The 16,636-nt window shown below is 44.8% G+C and carries 15 protein-coding genes and 1 pseudogene; 8 read left to right on the top strand and 8 right to left on the bottom strand.

Annotation, left to right across the window (positions count from 1 at the left end):
* Positions 1–29: 29 nt before the first annotated feature.
* A complete protein-coding gene (locus H6F74_RS04835) occupies positions 30–1,937 on the bottom strand; it encodes a GTPase family protein (RefSeq protein WP_190437119.1) in 1,908 nt (635 codons plus the stop codon).
* A gap of 286 nt (positions 1,938–2,223) precedes the next feature.
* Here H6F74_RS04835 and H6F74_RS04830 point away from each other — a divergent pair, with 286 nt between their 5' ends.
* Positions 2,224–4,086: a hypothetical protein gene (locus H6F74_RS04830; RefSeq protein ID WP_190437117.1), complete on the top strand. Its 1,863-nt coding sequence runs from the start codon at positions 2,224–2,226 to the stop codon at positions 4,084–4,086.
* A 40-nt stretch (positions 4,087–4,126) separates the two neighbouring features.
* Here the strand turns inward: H6F74_RS04830 and H6F74_RS04825 are convergent, their stop codons facing one another.
* Positions 4,127–4,816: a type II CAAX endopeptidase family protein gene (locus tag H6F74_RS04825; protein ID WP_190437116.1), complete on the bottom strand. Its 690-nt coding sequence runs from the start codon at positions 4,814–4,816 to the stop codon at positions 4,127–4,129.
* A gap of 259 nt (positions 4,817–5,075) precedes the next feature.
* Positions 5,076–6,302, bottom strand: coding sequence for an RNA-guided endonuclease TnpB family protein (locus H6F74_RS04820; protein WP_190437114.1), 1,227 nt, complete (start codon positions 6,300–6,302; stop codon positions 5,076–5,078).
* Positions 6,303–6,592: 290 nt separating this feature from the next.
* On the opposite strand from H6F74_RS04820, the gene H6F74_RS04815 reads away from it, so the two are divergent.
* The 4 genes from H6F74_RS04815 to H6F74_RS04800 all read left to right on the top strand — a co-directional run bounded on the left by H6F74_RS04815 (position 6,593) and on the right by H6F74_RS04800 (position 9,197).
* Complete coding sequence (locus tag H6F74_RS04815) at positions 6,593–6,811, top strand: type II toxin-antitoxin system Phd/YefM family antitoxin (RefSeq protein ID WP_242021817.1); 219 nt, start codon at positions 6,593–6,595, stop codon at positions 6,809–6,811.
* Between the two features lie 16 nt (positions 6,812–6,827).
* Positions 6,828–7,211, top strand: a complete 384-nt coding sequence (locus H6F74_RS04810; protein ID WP_190437112.1) for a type II toxin-antitoxin system VapC family toxin — start codon at positions 6,828–6,830, stop codon at positions 7,209–7,211.
* Positions 7,212–7,303: 92 nt separating this feature from the next.
* A complete protein-coding gene (locus H6F74_RS04805) occupies positions 7,304–7,474 on the top strand; it encodes a hypothetical protein (RefSeq protein WP_190437111.1) in 171 nt (56 codons plus the stop codon).
* 367 nt (positions 7,475–7,841) lie between these two features.
* Positions 7,842–9,197 carry an FAD-dependent oxidoreductase gene (locus H6F74_RS04800; RefSeq protein ID WP_190437110.1) on the top strand — a complete coding sequence of 452 codons (1,356 nt, stop codon included), beginning with the start codon at positions 7,842–7,844 and terminating at the stop codon, positions 9,195–9,197.
* Positions 9,198–9,216: 19 nt separating this feature from the next.
* Here the strand turns inward: H6F74_RS04800 and H6F74_RS04795 are convergent, their stop codons facing one another.
* Both H6F74_RS04795 and H6F74_RS04790 read right to left on the bottom strand, forming a co-directional pair.
* Positions 9,217–10,542: a GTPase gene (locus H6F74_RS04795; protein ID WP_190437109.1), complete on the bottom strand. Its 1,326-nt coding sequence runs from the start codon at positions 10,540–10,542 to the stop codon at positions 9,217–9,219.
* Between the two features lie 184 nt (positions 10,543–10,726).
* A complete protein-coding gene (locus H6F74_RS04790; RefSeq protein WP_190437103.1) occupies positions 10,727–10,942 on the bottom strand; it encodes a hypothetical protein in 216 nt (71 codons plus the stop codon).
* Between H6F74_RS04790 and H6F74_RS04785 the strand changes: the two genes are divergently transcribed.
* Complete coding sequence (locus H6F74_RS04785; protein WP_199300834.1) at positions 10,941–11,867, top strand: hypothetical protein; 927 nt, start codon at positions 10,941–10,943, stop codon at positions 11,865–11,867. The two genes, H6F74_RS04790 and H6F74_RS04785, sit on opposite strands and share 2 nt — an antisense overlap.
* Here the strand turns inward: H6F74_RS04785 and H6F74_RS04780 are convergent.
* Positions 11,806–12,957: an ISAs1 family transposase gene (locus H6F74_RS04780; RefSeq protein WP_190437137.1), complete on the bottom strand. Its 1,152-nt coding sequence runs from the start codon at positions 12,955–12,957 to the stop codon at positions 11,806–11,808. The genes H6F74_RS04785 and H6F74_RS04780 overlap by 62 nt on opposite strands.
* A 291-nt stretch (positions 12,958–13,248) precedes the next feature.
* Complete coding sequence (locus H6F74_RS04765) at positions 13,249–14,298, bottom strand: ankyrin repeat domain-containing protein (RefSeq protein ID WP_190437100.1); 1,050 nt, start codon at positions 14,296–14,298, stop codon at positions 13,249–13,251.
* A 105-nt stretch (positions 14,299–14,403) separates the two neighbouring features.
* Here H6F74_RS04765 and H6F74_RS29860 point away from each other — a divergent pair.
* Positions 14,404–14,667, top strand: a pseudogene (locus tag H6F74_RS29860) (ISAs1 family transposase); the annotation flags it as partial.
* Between the two features lie 8 nt (positions 14,668–14,675).
* Positions 14,676–15,143, top strand: a complete 468-nt coding sequence (locus tag H6F74_RS04760) for a hypothetical protein (RefSeq protein ID WP_199300832.1) — start codon at positions 14,676–14,678, stop codon at positions 15,141–15,143.
* Between the two features lie 217 nt (positions 15,144–15,360).
* On the opposite strand, the gene H6F74_RS04755 is transcribed toward H6F74_RS04760, so the two are convergent.
* Complete coding sequence (locus H6F74_RS04755; protein WP_190437097.1) at positions 15,361–16,524, bottom strand: hypothetical protein; 1,164 nt, start codon at positions 16,522–16,524, stop codon at positions 15,361–15,363.
* Positions 16,525–16,636: the final 112 nt, after the last annotated feature.

The following is a 16,636-nucleotide window of genomic DNA, read 5'->3' as shown; positions in this document are numbered from 1 at the left end:
ATATATCGGTAATCCGAATTTGATCTCATTTATAGATTCAGATAATACTCGAACCGCTCCCGGAGTTGTTCAACAGTTAGATTCTGGCTCCAATATTCCGTTAAGGCGTGACCAAATGCCCAAGCGTTGCGGTCGGGTGAGGCAGCGTTTTCCAGCAACAAGGGCCAAAGGGATAATAAGTCAAAGTTAAGAAGGTTTTCCCCCGGCTTCAACAACGAAAACAGATCATACGCCATCTGGAGTTTGCCAAGAACGACGGGCAACTGTTCCACGGGAATTTGCTCTGCCAGGAGATATGCTAGGGTTGGTCGTCCGGTTGTCAGCGTAGCGATGAACTGGAGAACGGGACTTTTGAGCAGTGCAGCCAGTCCCTGAGTTGTCGTCATCTGAAAGGTGTAGCGGTCGATGATTTTGGCAGCGGCGACAGTGCGGGCTTCTAGGTTACGCAAAAAGCGGGCAAGGCGGAGTTGCTTGGTAGGTGCGATCGCATCCACCAGTGCCAAAGATAGCGCCTCTATGCCCCAAGCGACTCGACCTGTTTTGATGTCACCCGTCACAACAGGTAAAACTAAATTGCAGAAATCATTTAGACGTTCAGCGCGATACTTGGTGGCTTCCCGGATAGAAATTTCCTTCGGGCGATCGCCTGATTCCCAGTTGTAGGGCGGATTCCATTCGCGGATGGGACGCAGCCGATCTACTTGGGTGACAATTGCGATCGCGCTCAAGTCTGCAATGTCTGCTTTCATATCTTTGAGAAAGTCCACATCCATTTGCAGTGCCGGATCGAGGGCTGGAGTTACCAACAACAGCAGATCCGCGTTTGTGGCATAATCAAGCACCAATTCCCGCAGATCCGCATGGTTCACTTGTTCGTAACCGGGCGTATCCCAAAGGGTTAGCGTTTCTCCATTTTGGAGCTGCCACTGGTAATTCTGAATTTTATCAGTGCTGGGCAACACATCCACGGCGGCTCGATCTGCCTGAAACAGCGTATTAATCAAGCTGCTTTTTCCAGACCCAGTTCGTCCCGCCAGTAGAATATTGACAGGTTTTTGCTCAACCGCCTCCGCAGGTTCTGCTTGAGCTAAGATTTCTCTCAGGGTTTGGGTCTTTGCCTTGGGTAGCGTCGGTGCAGCAGAGGATTCTGAGGCTGGCAGGGTAGTGCCGCCGTAGAGAGCGATCGCTTGCCGGCATAAGTTCCTGAGAGCCGCTTCCCGCAACATCTGGCTCAAATTTCCCAGTAGCTCCTGAGTTGCCTGGTTGCTGGAACGTTGGCTGGCTACTTTTGCCACCGCCACCGCTGGGTTCAAAAGCCACTGCGCCCAGTTCCAGACTTGCCAAAGTTTCCGAGCCGATGGCTCCAGCTTGCGATAAACTCCGTAGGCTTCGTATGCTTGCCCAATCGTGACTTGAGCGAGGGCAGGGGATAACTGCTGTATCCACCGATCCAAATCATCGACCGTTCCCCTAATCAGTCCGAAAGCTTGAGGAACGTAAATGTTGAGTAGGGGATACTTTACTTCCGGATTATAGACATGAGCGATCGCACTGACAAGATCCTGACATCGCTGCCAAAAAGTTTGCCAATCTTCCCAAATTGGGCGATCGCTTTGTGCGGCTTTCAATATCTCTTGGAACCCGGCTTCTACTCGACTAGCGGTGTCATTTCCCTCTACTAGCCGTACTGTGTCTTCTCTACCAGATTCCAGTTCTGCACTAACTTCCGCTATTACAGATTCTATCTGCGCGATCGCCGGTCGAGTCCACTTCACCAGCAGCCAACGCCAACCCACGAATACGAGAGTAAATACAGCCCAAATCCAATTAATACGCCACTGGTGAATCTGCAATCCTGCCGATACCAGCAAGAAACCGACGATCGTTGCAATCGGCGTTGCCAACACCACCCACTGCCACACCTTTAATCGCATCATTACCCCACCCCTCGATTAGACTTCTTATACCGTTATTGTCCCTAACATTCCTCTGATGCTAGACCCCATAATGGGGGATAACATGAGGAATCAGCGTATGCGATCGCTGTTGGTGGTTTAACGACGTTTGGAACAAGTTGATGTGCGCCTTAGCCAAAGATGCGCCAAAGAATAGTGATAGAAGTTTAACGCCGTATGCAACTTTACAGTCAGAATCCACCAATTTATGGGGGCTTTCTTAAAGTTGCACATCGCGTAAGTTTAATATTCCTAAAGGGGCGTTGACATGAAACTGAAAATTTTACTGACAACAGTGCTGCTGACTTTCGCTTATCCTACAGCAGCATTTGGACCGAGTAAGGATAATCTGATTTACGGCGAGGCGATATTGTTAGCAAGTCTCGCAGCAGATTACATCTCCATTGGCAAGCTTGAGCCTGCTACACGGCTTCTTGATGAGGTATCTTCAGTCAGCCAAACAGTTGGCGGACTTTGCCCCAGATTGAGGCTATTGACAGATATGGCAGGCCAGTATGCTCTTCTAGGGCAGCAGGCACGTAGCGAGGCTATGTTTTCGCAAGTTCACAAGGCTGTTTCGATCAGGCAACCTTGTGAAGCTGAGGAGTCTTCCTCCAGCCGGAATGACCCACCAGCTTGGGTAATTGGGGCCATTTCGTTGCATGCTTATGCAGGGCGATATGATGTTGCACTAGCAATTGCCGATGGATTAACCGGAGAGAAGGGTTTTAATCCGCAAGATAGCGCATATGCAGAGAATTCTGGTATTGACATCCTTTTGGAGTTGCCATATCAATTAGATGATGTGAAATTACATGACCGAGCCACAGAGCTTCGCAAATATTTAGCAACCCTAGCCAACCGATATAATCAGGCTGGTCAAACCGATAAAGCTGGGAAAATATGGCATTTCCTAGCTAATCATTACAAGAGCATTGGTCAGCCGGAACGAGCGAGCGAATTTCAGAATTTAGTGGCGCAGGTGGGGTACAAACCAGAAAATCCACCATCACCACCGGGAAATCCAAACGCACCAGCTATTCAGCTATTGAGTCGTTGTCTACAACTAGAAACTTCCAATTTATTCTGGATGATCCCGGAAGTTCTGAGTAAGGAAAAACTGGCTCTGCTCATGGAAACCTGTAACAAGATTGCTACCACAGAAACCACAGAAGTTTCTACCCTCAGAGCCAGCTTATTAAAACAAATGGATGGGTTTGTGCAAGAAATTGCCGATCCAATCAAGCAGGGTAAGGCATTAGTCGCGGTTGCAAATGTATATTCGCAACTTGGTGAGAAGGACAAAGCAATCAAGCGACTTGGCCAAGCAGTATCTAGAGTTAGGAGCATTAGCGAACGTCTCCGCCAAGTTGGCCCGAAAAATCCGACTGGCTTAGATCGCAATTCCTTAGTGCCTCAAAATTTACCTCAAGCCAATCAGCTGGTTTCGACAGCGACAGATGCAGAAAGTCTTGTCGCAAGCATTGTCGAGGGATATCTACAGATAGGACAAATCGAGCAAGCCGTTGAAATTGCCGAACAGGTTCGGACTGGAAAAATTTACCTTCTCGCCAACTTCAATTACGCCTATGCACAAATCGCGCCTAGTATCGTCCAATTCTATGCACAAGCAGGACAGTTTGAACGAGCTTTTCAATTGGGAGGAACGTTCGGGGGAGGGAAAAGTAATGCACTGATGTATATTGCTCAGGAGTATTCAGCCAAAGGACAGCATGAGCAGGCAATTCAAACAGCTCAAAAGATTTCTGGGCTTGAATTGCAGAGTCCTGCACAGATTCTCAACGAAATGATTCTGGCAGCAATTCAGGCAGGGGAACTGGATTTGGCAGTCCGCTCAATTTCCTCTCTTGATAAGGCATCCAATCAGACAATGCAGCCAATAAACTTAAGCGGTGTTAAAGATGAATTGTGGCTTGAGGTAGTTCGTTCTTATGCACAGCGAAACCAGTTTGATATGGGTCTCAGAATGCTTGAAAGAATAGATAGAGACGGCGTAAAAGTAGAAGCATTAAGTCTACTTGTCCGTAACTTGGCTAAGGCAGGAGATGATAGACAAGCTTCTGAACTGATGGATCGCGCAGTGGCGATCGCGCGTTCAGTCTCACCCTAGTCGAGTGAGGCGACAATTTAAGGAATTTAGCGCGATCGCCTCACCCAAAGAGGAGGTGCCAGCCAACCAGAGCGATCGCCAGATCTGCCAGTAGATGACTGATATAACACGACCACAGGGAACGGTAAGTCAGATAGCACCATGACCACACAGCACCAGCAATGAAAACTCCCAGGGAACCTAACACCACAACAAGCCCGTTCCCGATGTACCCTGTCAGGGCAATAATATGATGCAGCGTGAAAAATAATGCAGCGAGATATACCGCACCAATTCCTGGAAGTAGGACTTCGCATTTGCGATACACAAACCATCGCCAGATGTATTCTTCGATCAGCGAGTTAATTACAGTAAAGTAGAAGGCACCGATCAGATAAACGGTGGGGGTAGCAATGCCGACCTGTTGTGCTTTTGCTCGAACATCGACCGAATCGATCCAGCGCTGCCCAACAATCCAGTAAGCACCGAGAATAATACCAAACATGAGCATTCCTAAAATCGTTCCAGCTAGGAATTCCCGTCGCGAAGGCACAGACAGGACGACTCTCCCCTGATCGATCCACAAAAACCATATCAGGGGTAGTGCCAGTATCCAAACTCTCGTCAGGACGAAGAGGAATTGTCCTACTGCTCCTGGTATGTACAACCTGCCAGCGATACCAATGCTGGCAGCAGAGACGAGTAGGAATAAAGCTAGCACTGCATTTTGAGCAGAATTAGTTTTGAGCATTCTGGATTTTGTTGGATTGTTATTAACCCTTTGTCCAATATAGTTAGATTTGAAAGTAGCTGGTCAGAACATACTTGTTAAGGTTTAATTCCCTTAAATCGTTCTTGTGATGAACTCCCGTCCAAGTATTTGTACCAGGAAGCAAAGCGCGATCGCTTTTGGTGAACTAACAGAGCGATCGCTGGTTTAAATTGGTTTTGGTTGCACGTAGGCGAAGCGTGCGATCGCCTGCGATCACGTCCTAAAGAGGTGACATCTCCTACACTGAATCAGAGATTACAGTGTAGGCTTCCAAGACAATCCGGCTATTGCTTAGGAGGCTCTTGGCTTTAAGAACGGAATGCCCTACCGCTCTGTTTTTTATATTTATGGCTGCATTATGATCTCGCTCTAGACTACACCCACAATGGAAGCAGTTATGCCAACGAACGTGCAGCTTCTTTGGTACTTTCTCGCCACAATTGGAGCAATTTTGTGAAGTATTATGGGCGCTGACTGGGACAACCAACAAACCAGCATTCTCGGCTTTGTTTGTCAGTATCGACAGAAAGTTTGACCACCCAGCATCCAATACAGATTTAGCCAATCTAGTACGAGCAAGACCTTTGATGTTTAAATCCTCATGAGCAACTACGTCATATTTTGATAACAACCAATTAGCTGTTTTGAAGTGGAAATCTTTTCGTTTGTCTGCAACCTTCTTATGTTGCTTTCCTAGTTGTTTGATGGCTTTAAGCCTACCATTGCTTCCTTTTTTACGGCGTGATACGCGCTTTTGAAGGACTCGCAGACGTTTTTGAGACTTGCGGTAGTGCTGAGGGATAGCAACAGTTTCGCCCTCAGAGGTTGTCAAAAATTCCTTTAAACCAACATCGATTCCAGTGATTTTGTCTGGGTCAAAGTCGGGCTTAATTCCTGGAACAGTTTTATCTTCCAGGGAAAGTGTTAAGTAATAGCCGTCTGCTTTTTTAGTGATAGATGCAGTTTTGATTTGGAAACCACATGGGATAGGGCGATGCAAGATAACCTTGACCTTTCCGAACATCGGCAGGTTAATTAGATTGCCTTGCAAACATCCCTCTTTCATCTGGGGATAAGTGAAGGTGCGATAACGGTTACGAGGTTTAAACCTTGGCTTGCCACTTCGCTTGCCATTGCTATCACCCTTGAGGAACCTGTCAAACGTTACTTTGACTCGTTTGACGACATCCTGAAGAACTTGAGAATAAATTTCACCGTACCAAGGATGAGTTTTCTTGAGCTGAGGTAACGTTTTCTTTTGACTGAAATAATCGGGGTTGTCCCTTAACTCAGGTAAATGGCACACCAAGGGACAAGCATTGACAGGTGAACGATTTTCCTCGTACCAGTGAAACCTATCAGCCAACAAATAGTTATATTGGCTACAGAGCATTGATAGCCATCTATCAATGTCTGCGGCTTGCTGTTTTGTTGGACGTAATCGGTACTGATAGGCTGTTCTCATGACATAATTGTAGCATACAGCTATACAACAAGAACAATGAATCAGGTCAACTTCAGGGCAACGGATGAAGAGTTAGCTCACTTAAAAAAATACTGCGAAATCAAGAAAAGACAGCAGAGTGAAGTTATTCGTGAGTTAATAAGGAAGTTATCAATCAAGGGGGCATTGAACCCCATCGATTGACCGCCTATCCATCCCAACGCCAACTTGAGTACAAGTATGGCGTTGGGATGGATAGGCGTTAAGCTAAGCTGGGAGCGGGCTTCCATTACCTGTGCAACAGTGACCTTATGCTAACGGTAACGATTGAGGAAATTCAGCGAGATATTGCAACTTACCTTCACCAAGTCGAAGCAGGTGAGACTGTTATTGTCATGCAAGCAGGAAAGGCTGTTGCTGAAATTAGACCAATTTCACCAACCGTTAAGCAACTTCGACCTTTTGCTCTTTGTGCTGGAGAGTTCACTGTACCAGATGATTTTGACACTCCATTACCAGAGACATTCTGACCGCATTTGAGGGTACATGAAGCTACTGCTTGATACTCATGTGTTTCTTTGGTTCATCAGTGGAGATCGCCGATTATCAAATGACCTGCTTGAGAGTATCCGCGATTCAGACAATGAGGTATATCTGAGTGTTGTCTCAGTATGGGAAGCAATTATCAAGTATCCATTAGGCAAGCTACCACTGCCAGAGTCTCCCGAAACTTATCTACCCAAACAGCGCGATCTCCATCTCATCGCCAGTCTTCATCTAGATGAAAATAGTGTTGCTCAACTTGCCAATCTACCCCTGTTACAGCGAGATCCATTTGATAGAATACTCATCTGTCAAGCTGTAGAGCATGGTTTGACAATTGCCACAGTGGATGCGGCAATTCGCGCCTATTCAGTTAGCGTCATTTAGAGTATCTAAACAGCACTGTAGTGGGCGATCGCTCGTTCAGTCTCACCCTAGTCGAGTGAGGCGAGAATTTAAGGAATTTAGCGCGATCGCCTGTGTCAAAAAGTCAGCAGCGATCGCTTTTGGTGAACGAACAGAGTCGCGCTCTTTCTAAGTTGGTTTTAGCTGCACTCTTACGCCAGCGCGCCTATTTCACTGCAAACTGGAGTAGCGATAGGACTATCTCAATACTGGATAGTGAACAACTGTTGACAATTGAGTTGTAAGTTTGCCTATCGTGCGCTTTAGAATATTTGAAGTTAGCAGTGACTTTCTCGCATAAGCTCGAAAATCTCCTACTACTTGGCAAGTGGGGCGATTTAGCGCGGGTTTTCTGTCTGGCGAATGAGCGCAATTATAACTGTGGAGTGACTTATCCTATCTTAGAGACTGTTATTCTAAAAATAATGGCTATAAAGCCTGATTGGAAAATGTAACATAATTTACAACCCAATAAGTTTTTAATTTAGCATAATTTCGGATGTTAGCTATTTAGTTTAGGTTACGTAACTATTAATCTAACTTATCTAGATTTTAGATTTTTTCCTTTTTTGCTTGGTCTTTTCTTACTCTTCGTTACATTTTGGAGAAACTATGCAAGCTCAGAACAGCATCTATGAAGTAGCTATCATTGGAGGGGGAGTCTCTGGAACCGCCTTACTATATAGCTTAAGCAACTATACCAACATAAACCGCATTGTTTTAATAGAAAAGAATTCAGAAGTTGCATTAGAAAATTCTCATAAAACAAGTAATAGTCAAACACTTCATTTTGGCGACATAGAGACTAACTACACTTTAGAGAAAGCTCAAAAAGTCAACAAAGCTTCAAGCTTAGTTAAAAATTATATTTTGAGAAACGATCCGCAGCAAGAAATCTACAGCAAATACCACAAAATGGTTTTGGGTATAGGAAAAGAACAAATTGAAGAACTTAGAGAAAGATACAAAGAATTTAAGTCGCTGTTTCCCAAGTTGAAATTGATTGTAAAAGAAGAAATTGAATCTATAGAACCTAATTTAGTAAACGATAGAGCGCCTGAAGAAGAAATCTTGGCTTTGTTTACTGAAGAAGGTTACACGATAGATTTTCAGAAGCTATCCCAATCATTTTTAGAAGGAGCAATTAATAAGGCTCAAGAAAGAATTGATTTAATGATGGAAACAAAGGTTAAACATATCAAAAAAGAAGGAAAACTATATCGGATTCAAACTGATAAAGAAGTAGTGGTTGCTAAGGTGGTTATTTTTACAGCAGCAGCCTATAGTTTACTGTTTGCCAAATCTTTAGGATATGGGAAAGATTATGCGCTCCTGAACGTAGCAGGGAATTTTTACCTTGCACCAGGGGTTTTAAACGGTAAAGTCTATACTGTGCAGATGAAAGAGATACCTTTTGCAGCTATTCATGGAGATTCAGAAGTTCACGATCAAAGTAAGACTAGATTTGGCCCAACTGCCAAAGTTACTTTTCAGTTAGAGGGGCGTAACTATGCTAGTATTTTTGACTATTTTAGAACAGCGGGACTCAGTATTAATGCTTTTTTAAGCTTTTTCAATATCCTTTCAGATAAGGTGATATTGAAATATATATTGAGAAATTATGTTTACGATATTCCCTTAATTGGCAGGAGGTTATTTTTAAAAGAAGTTCAAAAAATTGTTCCTTCATTACAATTGAGCGATTTGAAGCTGGCTAAAGGGTATGGAGGAATTAGACCTCAAATTGTGAATCTTAAGACTAAGCGCCTTGAGCTGGGAGAAGCTAAAATTTTAGGAGAAAATATAGTATTTAACATAACGCCTTCTCCTGGGGCTTCAACTTGCTTACAAAATGCCGAATATGATACAGAAAAAATTCTAGATTTTCTGGGTCAAGAGTATACATTTGACAAGAACCGATTCTTGCAAGATTTAGGGGATGAGCAAGCTTTGGCTCAAATTACATAACTATTGCATGGCAGTTGTCTCAATTTTTGATTCCCTTAAACCGTTCTTGGGCTGTCTTAAACGCTTCTTGCATAACAGACTGAATTTTCTTAGGGTCTGGTTTCTTGCCCCCCATTAAATCCCCAAAGTAGACGCAGGCGCCTTCGCCCAACGCCCAAGTGTAGGCAGCTGCCCAGGAAGCGGCTATTACACTCCCGATACCGGGTATGAATTTGATCAACTCTCGCCCGACTGCCCGCGCCAGAAACCCACTAGCGATCGCGCTGACAATACCGCCCGCCTGCGAAGGAGTCACGGTTTGCCCGTACAAATTCCCTAAAATACCCACCATCGATACTTGCAAAGCAGTCAGCACTGGCATGGTGGCAAATGGTAGTGGCACAGCTTCAACCGTGGCTGCCATGATGGAAAATGCCAACATATAGCGTCGTCCGACATCCCGGTAAAGGTTGCCAATTTTCTCGCTAGCTCCCTTATCCAACAACTGATAAATTGCACGGGCTTCAGCTTCCGGGAGTAGGTCTGCTAGAGCATCTCTGAGCGCCTCTAAGCCATAAAATACCGGATCGTAGCCGTCTTCTTCTAGAGTGAAGTCAATCAATACTGCGCGATCGCACACTCCGGAAAAGGCTTGCTGGAGCGCGGCGAAGGCTCGATTTACCTCCTGAATGTCAGGTGGATAAGTAGGATGATCGGCGGTATCGTTTGGATAAACTTCATGCAAGCAGGTGACAGCCAACAGACAGGGAACATCTGGATGCTGCTGACGCAATTTCTGTGCAATTTGTCGCAGCGTGTCGGTGGCAAAATCATTGATTTTGACGGTCAGAATCAAGATTTTGGCGCGGTGAGTTTCCTGTTGCAAATCTCCCACCAACTCCCGCACAATCGCCTGAGTGTCCTGATTGACATCTCCTAGCCCGACTGTATCTGTAAAAATGAGCAACGGCAGATCGTCAGAAGGATAGGCATAGCGTTCGGTGTGCTGGGTGTGGGGACGAAATCCCTGGCCCACAATCTCAGATGAAACGCCCGTCAGTCCTCGCACAATCGAACTTTTCCCAGCTTGGGGCTTACCAATCAACAGGGCTTCTGTGGTTGGTAATTCGGCTCGAACACTCTCTAAAATCTCTGCAATTCGATCTTCGCTGACGCTAAACAACCCAGCAGCCTTCTGAGCCGCTTCTATGGGTAGGAGTTGCCTCAAGCGTGTTGTTGCGTTGTTCCAGACACCTGCAATGCGGTTTATCGGGGAATCATCGACTGACCCAGTTGTTACATCAGTCGGTTCACTCAATTGCTGAGAATTAGCTGAAGGCGAGTCAGCATTACGTTGCTCAGTCATGGGCATCAAAAAAGCGGATAGGTTCAGACTACATCCTGTCTATTATCCAGACTACAAGCAACGGCACAAGAAGATCCGCTTTTATAGGGTTTCTCAGTTGTATCAAATACAGAAACTAATCCCCAGCCCCTTCTCTTCAAGGGAAGCAGGGCGGTTTCATTTATTAAAAGAAAATTCTGCAACCTTAATTTTGGTTAGCGGTAGGGGCTTTTTGATTGCATGGAACGAGGCATTGCATACACTTGGGGTCTACGGTCGAAAAGAGGCTAATGTCGTTTCCGTGCGATCGCAAGTCTAAACTTTCAATGCAACCTCTCTTGTTAGCTCTAGCAGCCTGGTGGGAATACTGAGAAAGGACGCGATCGCGCTGCTTAAGTTTTAGCAACCAGGAGAAAATCATGAGTTTGACAGTTACAGCAACGTTTATGCTTGCTGACTGGATCGCCAAGGGACTTGCAGATGGAACCTTTGAGCGCGTTGGGGGTGTGATCCGGGAAGTGGGGACGAAACACGTTGTTACGTGGTTGCGTGACATGGGAGCAAATTCTTCTCAAATACCAACGCCAGCTGGTTCTTCTCCGAATTTACTCAACCTTATTTTCTCTGGAGGGAGTTTGGTTGCTTCAGTGGCTAACGCCGCTGTTTCAGGAAAAGGATTAGCTGATGTTAACCAGCGTTTGGGTGGAATTGAGCAACAAGTAGGAAATATTCAGCAGGGTTTGCAACAGGTTCAAGGAATTTTGCAAGTGGCTTCTGCTGCTAGCGTACTAAATCTAGGTGTCTCAGTGATGGGATTTGCTGTATTAAACCAGCGTCTCAACGAACTGGAACAACGACTAAAACAGAGTGAGGAACTGTTAAACAAAATTAACCGCAAAATTGACATTGGATATTATGCTAATTTCAAAGCTGCTATTGGTCTGGCGATGAATGCCTTTACGATGACCAAAGTGGAAAACAGAGAACGTATGGCGATTGAAGCTATAAACCGTTTTCTAGAAGCTGAACATATTTACACTGACTACACAGACAAAGAACTTGAGCAAGGTAGCCAGATCGCTGATGAATATCTTTTGACCTTATCTCTAGCTTATATTGCTGAAGCACGTTGTCATCTTGAGTTAGGAGAACCCGAAACAGCACTAAGTCGCTTCCAAGAAGGCGCGAAAGTTCTTCGTTCTCGTATTCATAAATATGTTGAGCTTCTACTTACTTCTAACCCAGCCGCTTACTTACAGCCTCAGGGCAAGCGCATCTCAAATGCTATTGACAAGCGGGTTGAGAGTTTTCATCAATTTGGGTTAAACAAGCAGCCAAAATCTTGAGCATGTAATTATTATCCATAGCAGCTCGGTTCGATTTTTGACGAGTACTACGTCGAAAAGATTGTTCTCGATTTAGAGCATTAAGCGCAATTCGCCGTAATATAGCTAAGTTTTGTGGAGCATGCCCTGTACGAACACGGCAATCATCTTCTTTGAAAGTGACATCTAGAGTCCAATGGAGACCATTCTCAATGCCCCAGTGGAGACGGATAGCTTGTCCTAATTTGTGGGCATCACTTTCCAAACTGGTCAAATAAAACTGTACTTCATGGGTGGTTTTGTTCCATAGATGACGTACTCGCACCACCATGACAACACATTTGAGTCCCGCCCAATCTTCCTGGTTATGCAGGGGTGGTAGCTGAGAAACTGGAACGCACCAGACTTGACGCTTTTCAATGCGATGATGCCCTTTTTCAACCTGCTGTGAGTAGCTAACTTCAATGCCTTTAAAATCCTGTAATTGAGCTTGCTTAAACCATGCTTCTACTTGTTTATAAAGTGTAGGATGGTTGGCTTTGAGAGCTAAAACGTAATCAGCTTTGGCATTATAAATCTGAGATGCAATTGCTGTTTGTGTTCCCATTGCATCAATCGTGATAATACATCCAGCCAAATCAAGCAATTCCAACAGTACAGGGATTGCTGTAATTTCGTTTGATTTATCAGCTACTTTTACTTGCCCCAAAACAAGACGATGCTCACTTGCCCAGGCACTAACTAGGTGTAAGGCGGATTGCTTCTGTTCTCGGTCATAAGAACCTTTGAGGTTTTTGCCATCAATGGGAATTACTTGTGCCCCTAACGTTTCAACTATTGACTGTACCCACCTCTGAAAGCACCGCTCAAAAGCTTTGGGGTCAATGCGTTCAAACACCCTTCTAAAGGTATCCGGGCAGGGTATGCCATTGGGTAGGGCTAAAAACTGTTTCAACCAATCCTGTTTACTCAGACCATATGTTTCCATGTCTTCCCACCCCTTACCTCCTGCTATCACTGACAGGATGCCAATGATTAGAATATCTACCAATAAGTGGGCGCGAGTTCGTTGTACACGAGGATCTTTAATTTCACTAAACAGCGAGTGCATCTGCTCAGTTAGGGCTATGGCGCTTGCTGCACTTACTGATTTTGAGCGCTCACCTGGTGTAGTTGAGTCTAAGTTTTTTGTCATGAAACCGCCTCACCCTTCGAGGTAGATTGCATCTCTCTAGTATCATATTTACACCCGAATTTAGATGCGCTTACCCTGCGCCTCATAGGTATAGGTAGTAACGTGACCCAAAGCATTATTAACGCTCGTTATTAACGCTCGTTACATTACCAAACTCGTCATAATCAAAAGTCGTAACATTCCCTACTGCATCGGTGAGAACTCAGGTTAATCTACTGAACCAAAATCCGTTGCACCATTGCTCAATAACAACACTGTCAGTTCTGGATAACCGTTTGCATAACTAAGAGGAGTAGCGCCAATCCAACTTCTGCTATTAACATCAGCACCATAACGAATCAGTAATTCAGCGACTTCTAATTTCTTTCGCCAAGTTGCGTAGTGTAATGGCGTCTTAGCTTGAAATTTCGAGCGAGCATTCACTTGTGCGCCACTTTCTAGCAAGAGTTCTGCTATTTCTGTGTATCCATATTGTGCTGCGTCATGTAATGGAGTATCTACTCTTCCATCGTGCTGATTAACCTCTGCACCTTTAGCAATCAGTAAAGCCACCATTTCAATATTATTTTTGTATATAGCTAGGTGCAGTGGAGCGCCTACATTACCAATACGATTAATCTCTGCACCTTGATTGATTAATAGGTCTACTATTTGTGGTTGGTTGCCTTCTACAGCTTTATGTAAAGGAGTATCACTAGCGGGAGTATAGTGATTAATATTCGCACTCTGGTTCAGCAGTAATATTACTATTTCGCGATGGCCGCTTAAAGCCGCTAGGTGAAGTGGAGTGAAGCCTCCGTTACGCGTACTATTAATCGTATTAATAGAGTCACCCAATTCTAGATAAGTTCTCACTGTAGTAAAGTCTCCCCAAAAAGCAGCCAGATGAATTCCTACAAGAGCACCATGAGCTATAAGGCTCTCAACGACCTCGGAGTGCTTCTCTGTTGCTGCTTTCAACAACGGATTCCTACCTCCATTTTCATTGAGTCCTTGATTAACATCAGCACCATAAGTAATAAGAAGCTCTGTAATTTCTTTGTAACCTCCAGAAGCGGCTAGATAAAGTGGTGTTACACCATTGCTTCTGTGAGTATCTGCGTTTACCCCTTTCTCTAAACACTTTCTGACCGCTTCCAGGTTTCCATCCATAACCGCGCCATGTATTCGTTCGAGGGGATGAGTAAGTATGCGCCAGAAGACAAAAATACTGGCAAATAGGAGCCACACATAAAATAGTTGTGTTTCAAAACTCATATTTAAGAGCTACTTGTTGGATTGGAAATCAATAAGAGTAGGTCGAGATTAGCTAAGAGGCGATGAAATTCCTACAGCAAAGCTTAACTCAAAGGGGTCATATTCCACTGGGGCATTGAGAATGGTCTCCATTGGACTCTAGATGTCACTTTCAAAGAAGATGATTGCCGTGTTCGTACAGGGCATGCTCCACAAAACTTAGCTATATTACGGCGAATTGCGCTTAATGCTCTAAATCGAGAACAATCTTTTCGACGTAGTACTCGTCAAAAATCGAACCGAGCTGCTATGGATAATAATTACATGCTCAAGATTTTGGCTGCTTGTTTAACCCAAATTGATGAAAACTCTCAACCCGCTTGTCAATAGCATTTGAGATGCGCTTGCCCTGCTTACAGCCTCAGTTCAAAGGTCAGATAGATTTGCGGCGACTAACCCGAATTTACCAGTGGATTGACCCAGCTTTGGATGAAAATGCTGTGTTTGAGCTTCAACGTGAGAATTTCCTCAAGATGGCGAAAGAACCTGATAAATGGGCTGAATCGTTACCAGCAGCAATTCTAACTCGCGTTGAGGTTGCAGGAGGTTGGTTTGGCCCAAGTAATGAAGATTTGAAGCGAGAGGCTGATAAACGTCTTCCCGAAGTGTTGGAAGTAATAGAATCTATGGTGGAAACTAATCGCCGTTTTGAAGCGTATCAGACAGAAATACAAGCGATCGCGCAATTGGGAATTAGCTTCCATGATTGGCTGAAATTAACTCCCTCTAGAGAGTCTAAACCCGACGGCGCAGAATTAATGTACATCATCCCGTCTAAGCCTCTAGAATTGCAACTCTCTGTTTAAAGGGGTTTCTCTTATAGACGAATATCGCCTGACGCTCGGTTCTCAAACGTAGGCGATATCGTACCATTACATCACATCGGGTGTTACCAGTTAAAACTTGTAATTTCACAAGTTATTCTGGTTCTTGAACAAAACCCACCATCAAGAATTCATCGGAATTGAGTCCGCGCACACGGACTTGGTAGCCGCGATTTCCAATCGCCGAGTGTTTTAATTTTTACCGATTTGCTATCCAATACCCTAACGCCTGTCCCATCTTTTTGAGATAAAAAGGTCGCTGGTAACTGTAGTCTGCCAGATGTGCGGCGGGTGCGATAATGCCTCTGTACTTCTCACCATCGCACCAGTAACCATTGGGTTCGGATAGTGGCGTATCAACTTGGGTAAAGTGCATCAAACCAAATAATCCCGCATTAAGCAATTCTTGCTGACGCGATCGCAACTCCTGATAAACTAAAGCTCCACCATTATCCCAATCCGTGTTTGGATCTGCCATCAGGAAAAGGTAGTCTATCATAGACGATTTTCCCAATTTGGTCTTGATGAAGTTAGCAATCTCGATTATCCGGTCAGGCATATCATAAAGCTTAGCTTGATCCGGGGTTAAGCGTTGGCATCCGTTGCCATCATTACGCCACGGCCCCTGCGTCACTTGGAAGCCAAAAAACTCTACTCCTGGTGCTGCTGCACTCAGGGTGGTTAGAAATTTGTCTAAACCACCCGTTCCGGGGTTGAAGTCACCAAAAGCTAAACCGACTTTCACCCGCAGTCCGGTGACAGACCGACTTGCGTTGCGTAGTCTTTGGGCAGCTTCAGCCATCAATTTACCAAAATTTTGCGGTATACTCGCATCCCAACCAGATGATACTAAGGCGGGGTCGCGGAGGGTTCCCACTAAGTTATGCTCTGGTTCTAGCACTAAATATACTTGTCCTGTGGTTTTAGCTAGCACTTCCTTGGCGAAGCGGTCTAACTCGGAAAAATACCAACTTTTCCTAGCTTCAATTTCCGCCCAAGTTTTTTTAGTTTGGGCATCGGCTGTGATGAAGTCAAGGATAAAAACCGGGATGACACCTTCTTGTTTCATCCTAGCTGTACTTGTGCAAGTAGTCTGACCTGAGACGCAACCATACCAGATTGGCTCCCATCCCTTACCTACCCAAATCTGCTGCATATCTGGTTTGGGTAAGCCTGCTTCTTTAGAAATGTCCAGGCTATCTGTCCACGTACCTTGGACTAAGCTAGCGCCGCCACCATAACCGAGTAGAATCCGAGTGGTTTGGGATGTGGCGACGGTGTTGAATTCAAATGATAGAACGAACGCGATCGCAAACGCCAGCAAAAATTTCCACGTTTTGTTCTTGAAAAAACTTATATTCACAAAAGTTGCCTCAATTAGAGATAGGTGTATCTGTCGAGTCCTTTCCCAAGCCGATAAGTTTTTCGACAGCTTATCTCCGTGTCCGGCAAGTATTAAAAAGTTCAGTGATTTC

The organism is Trichocoleus sp. FACHB-90, from assembly GCF_014695505.1.
Classification (GTDB): Bacteria; Cyanobacteriota; Cyanobacteriia; order Cyanobacteriales; family FACHB-T130; genus Funiculus; species Funiculus sociatus.
This window is presented reverse-complemented; position numbering and strand designations above follow the sequence as displayed.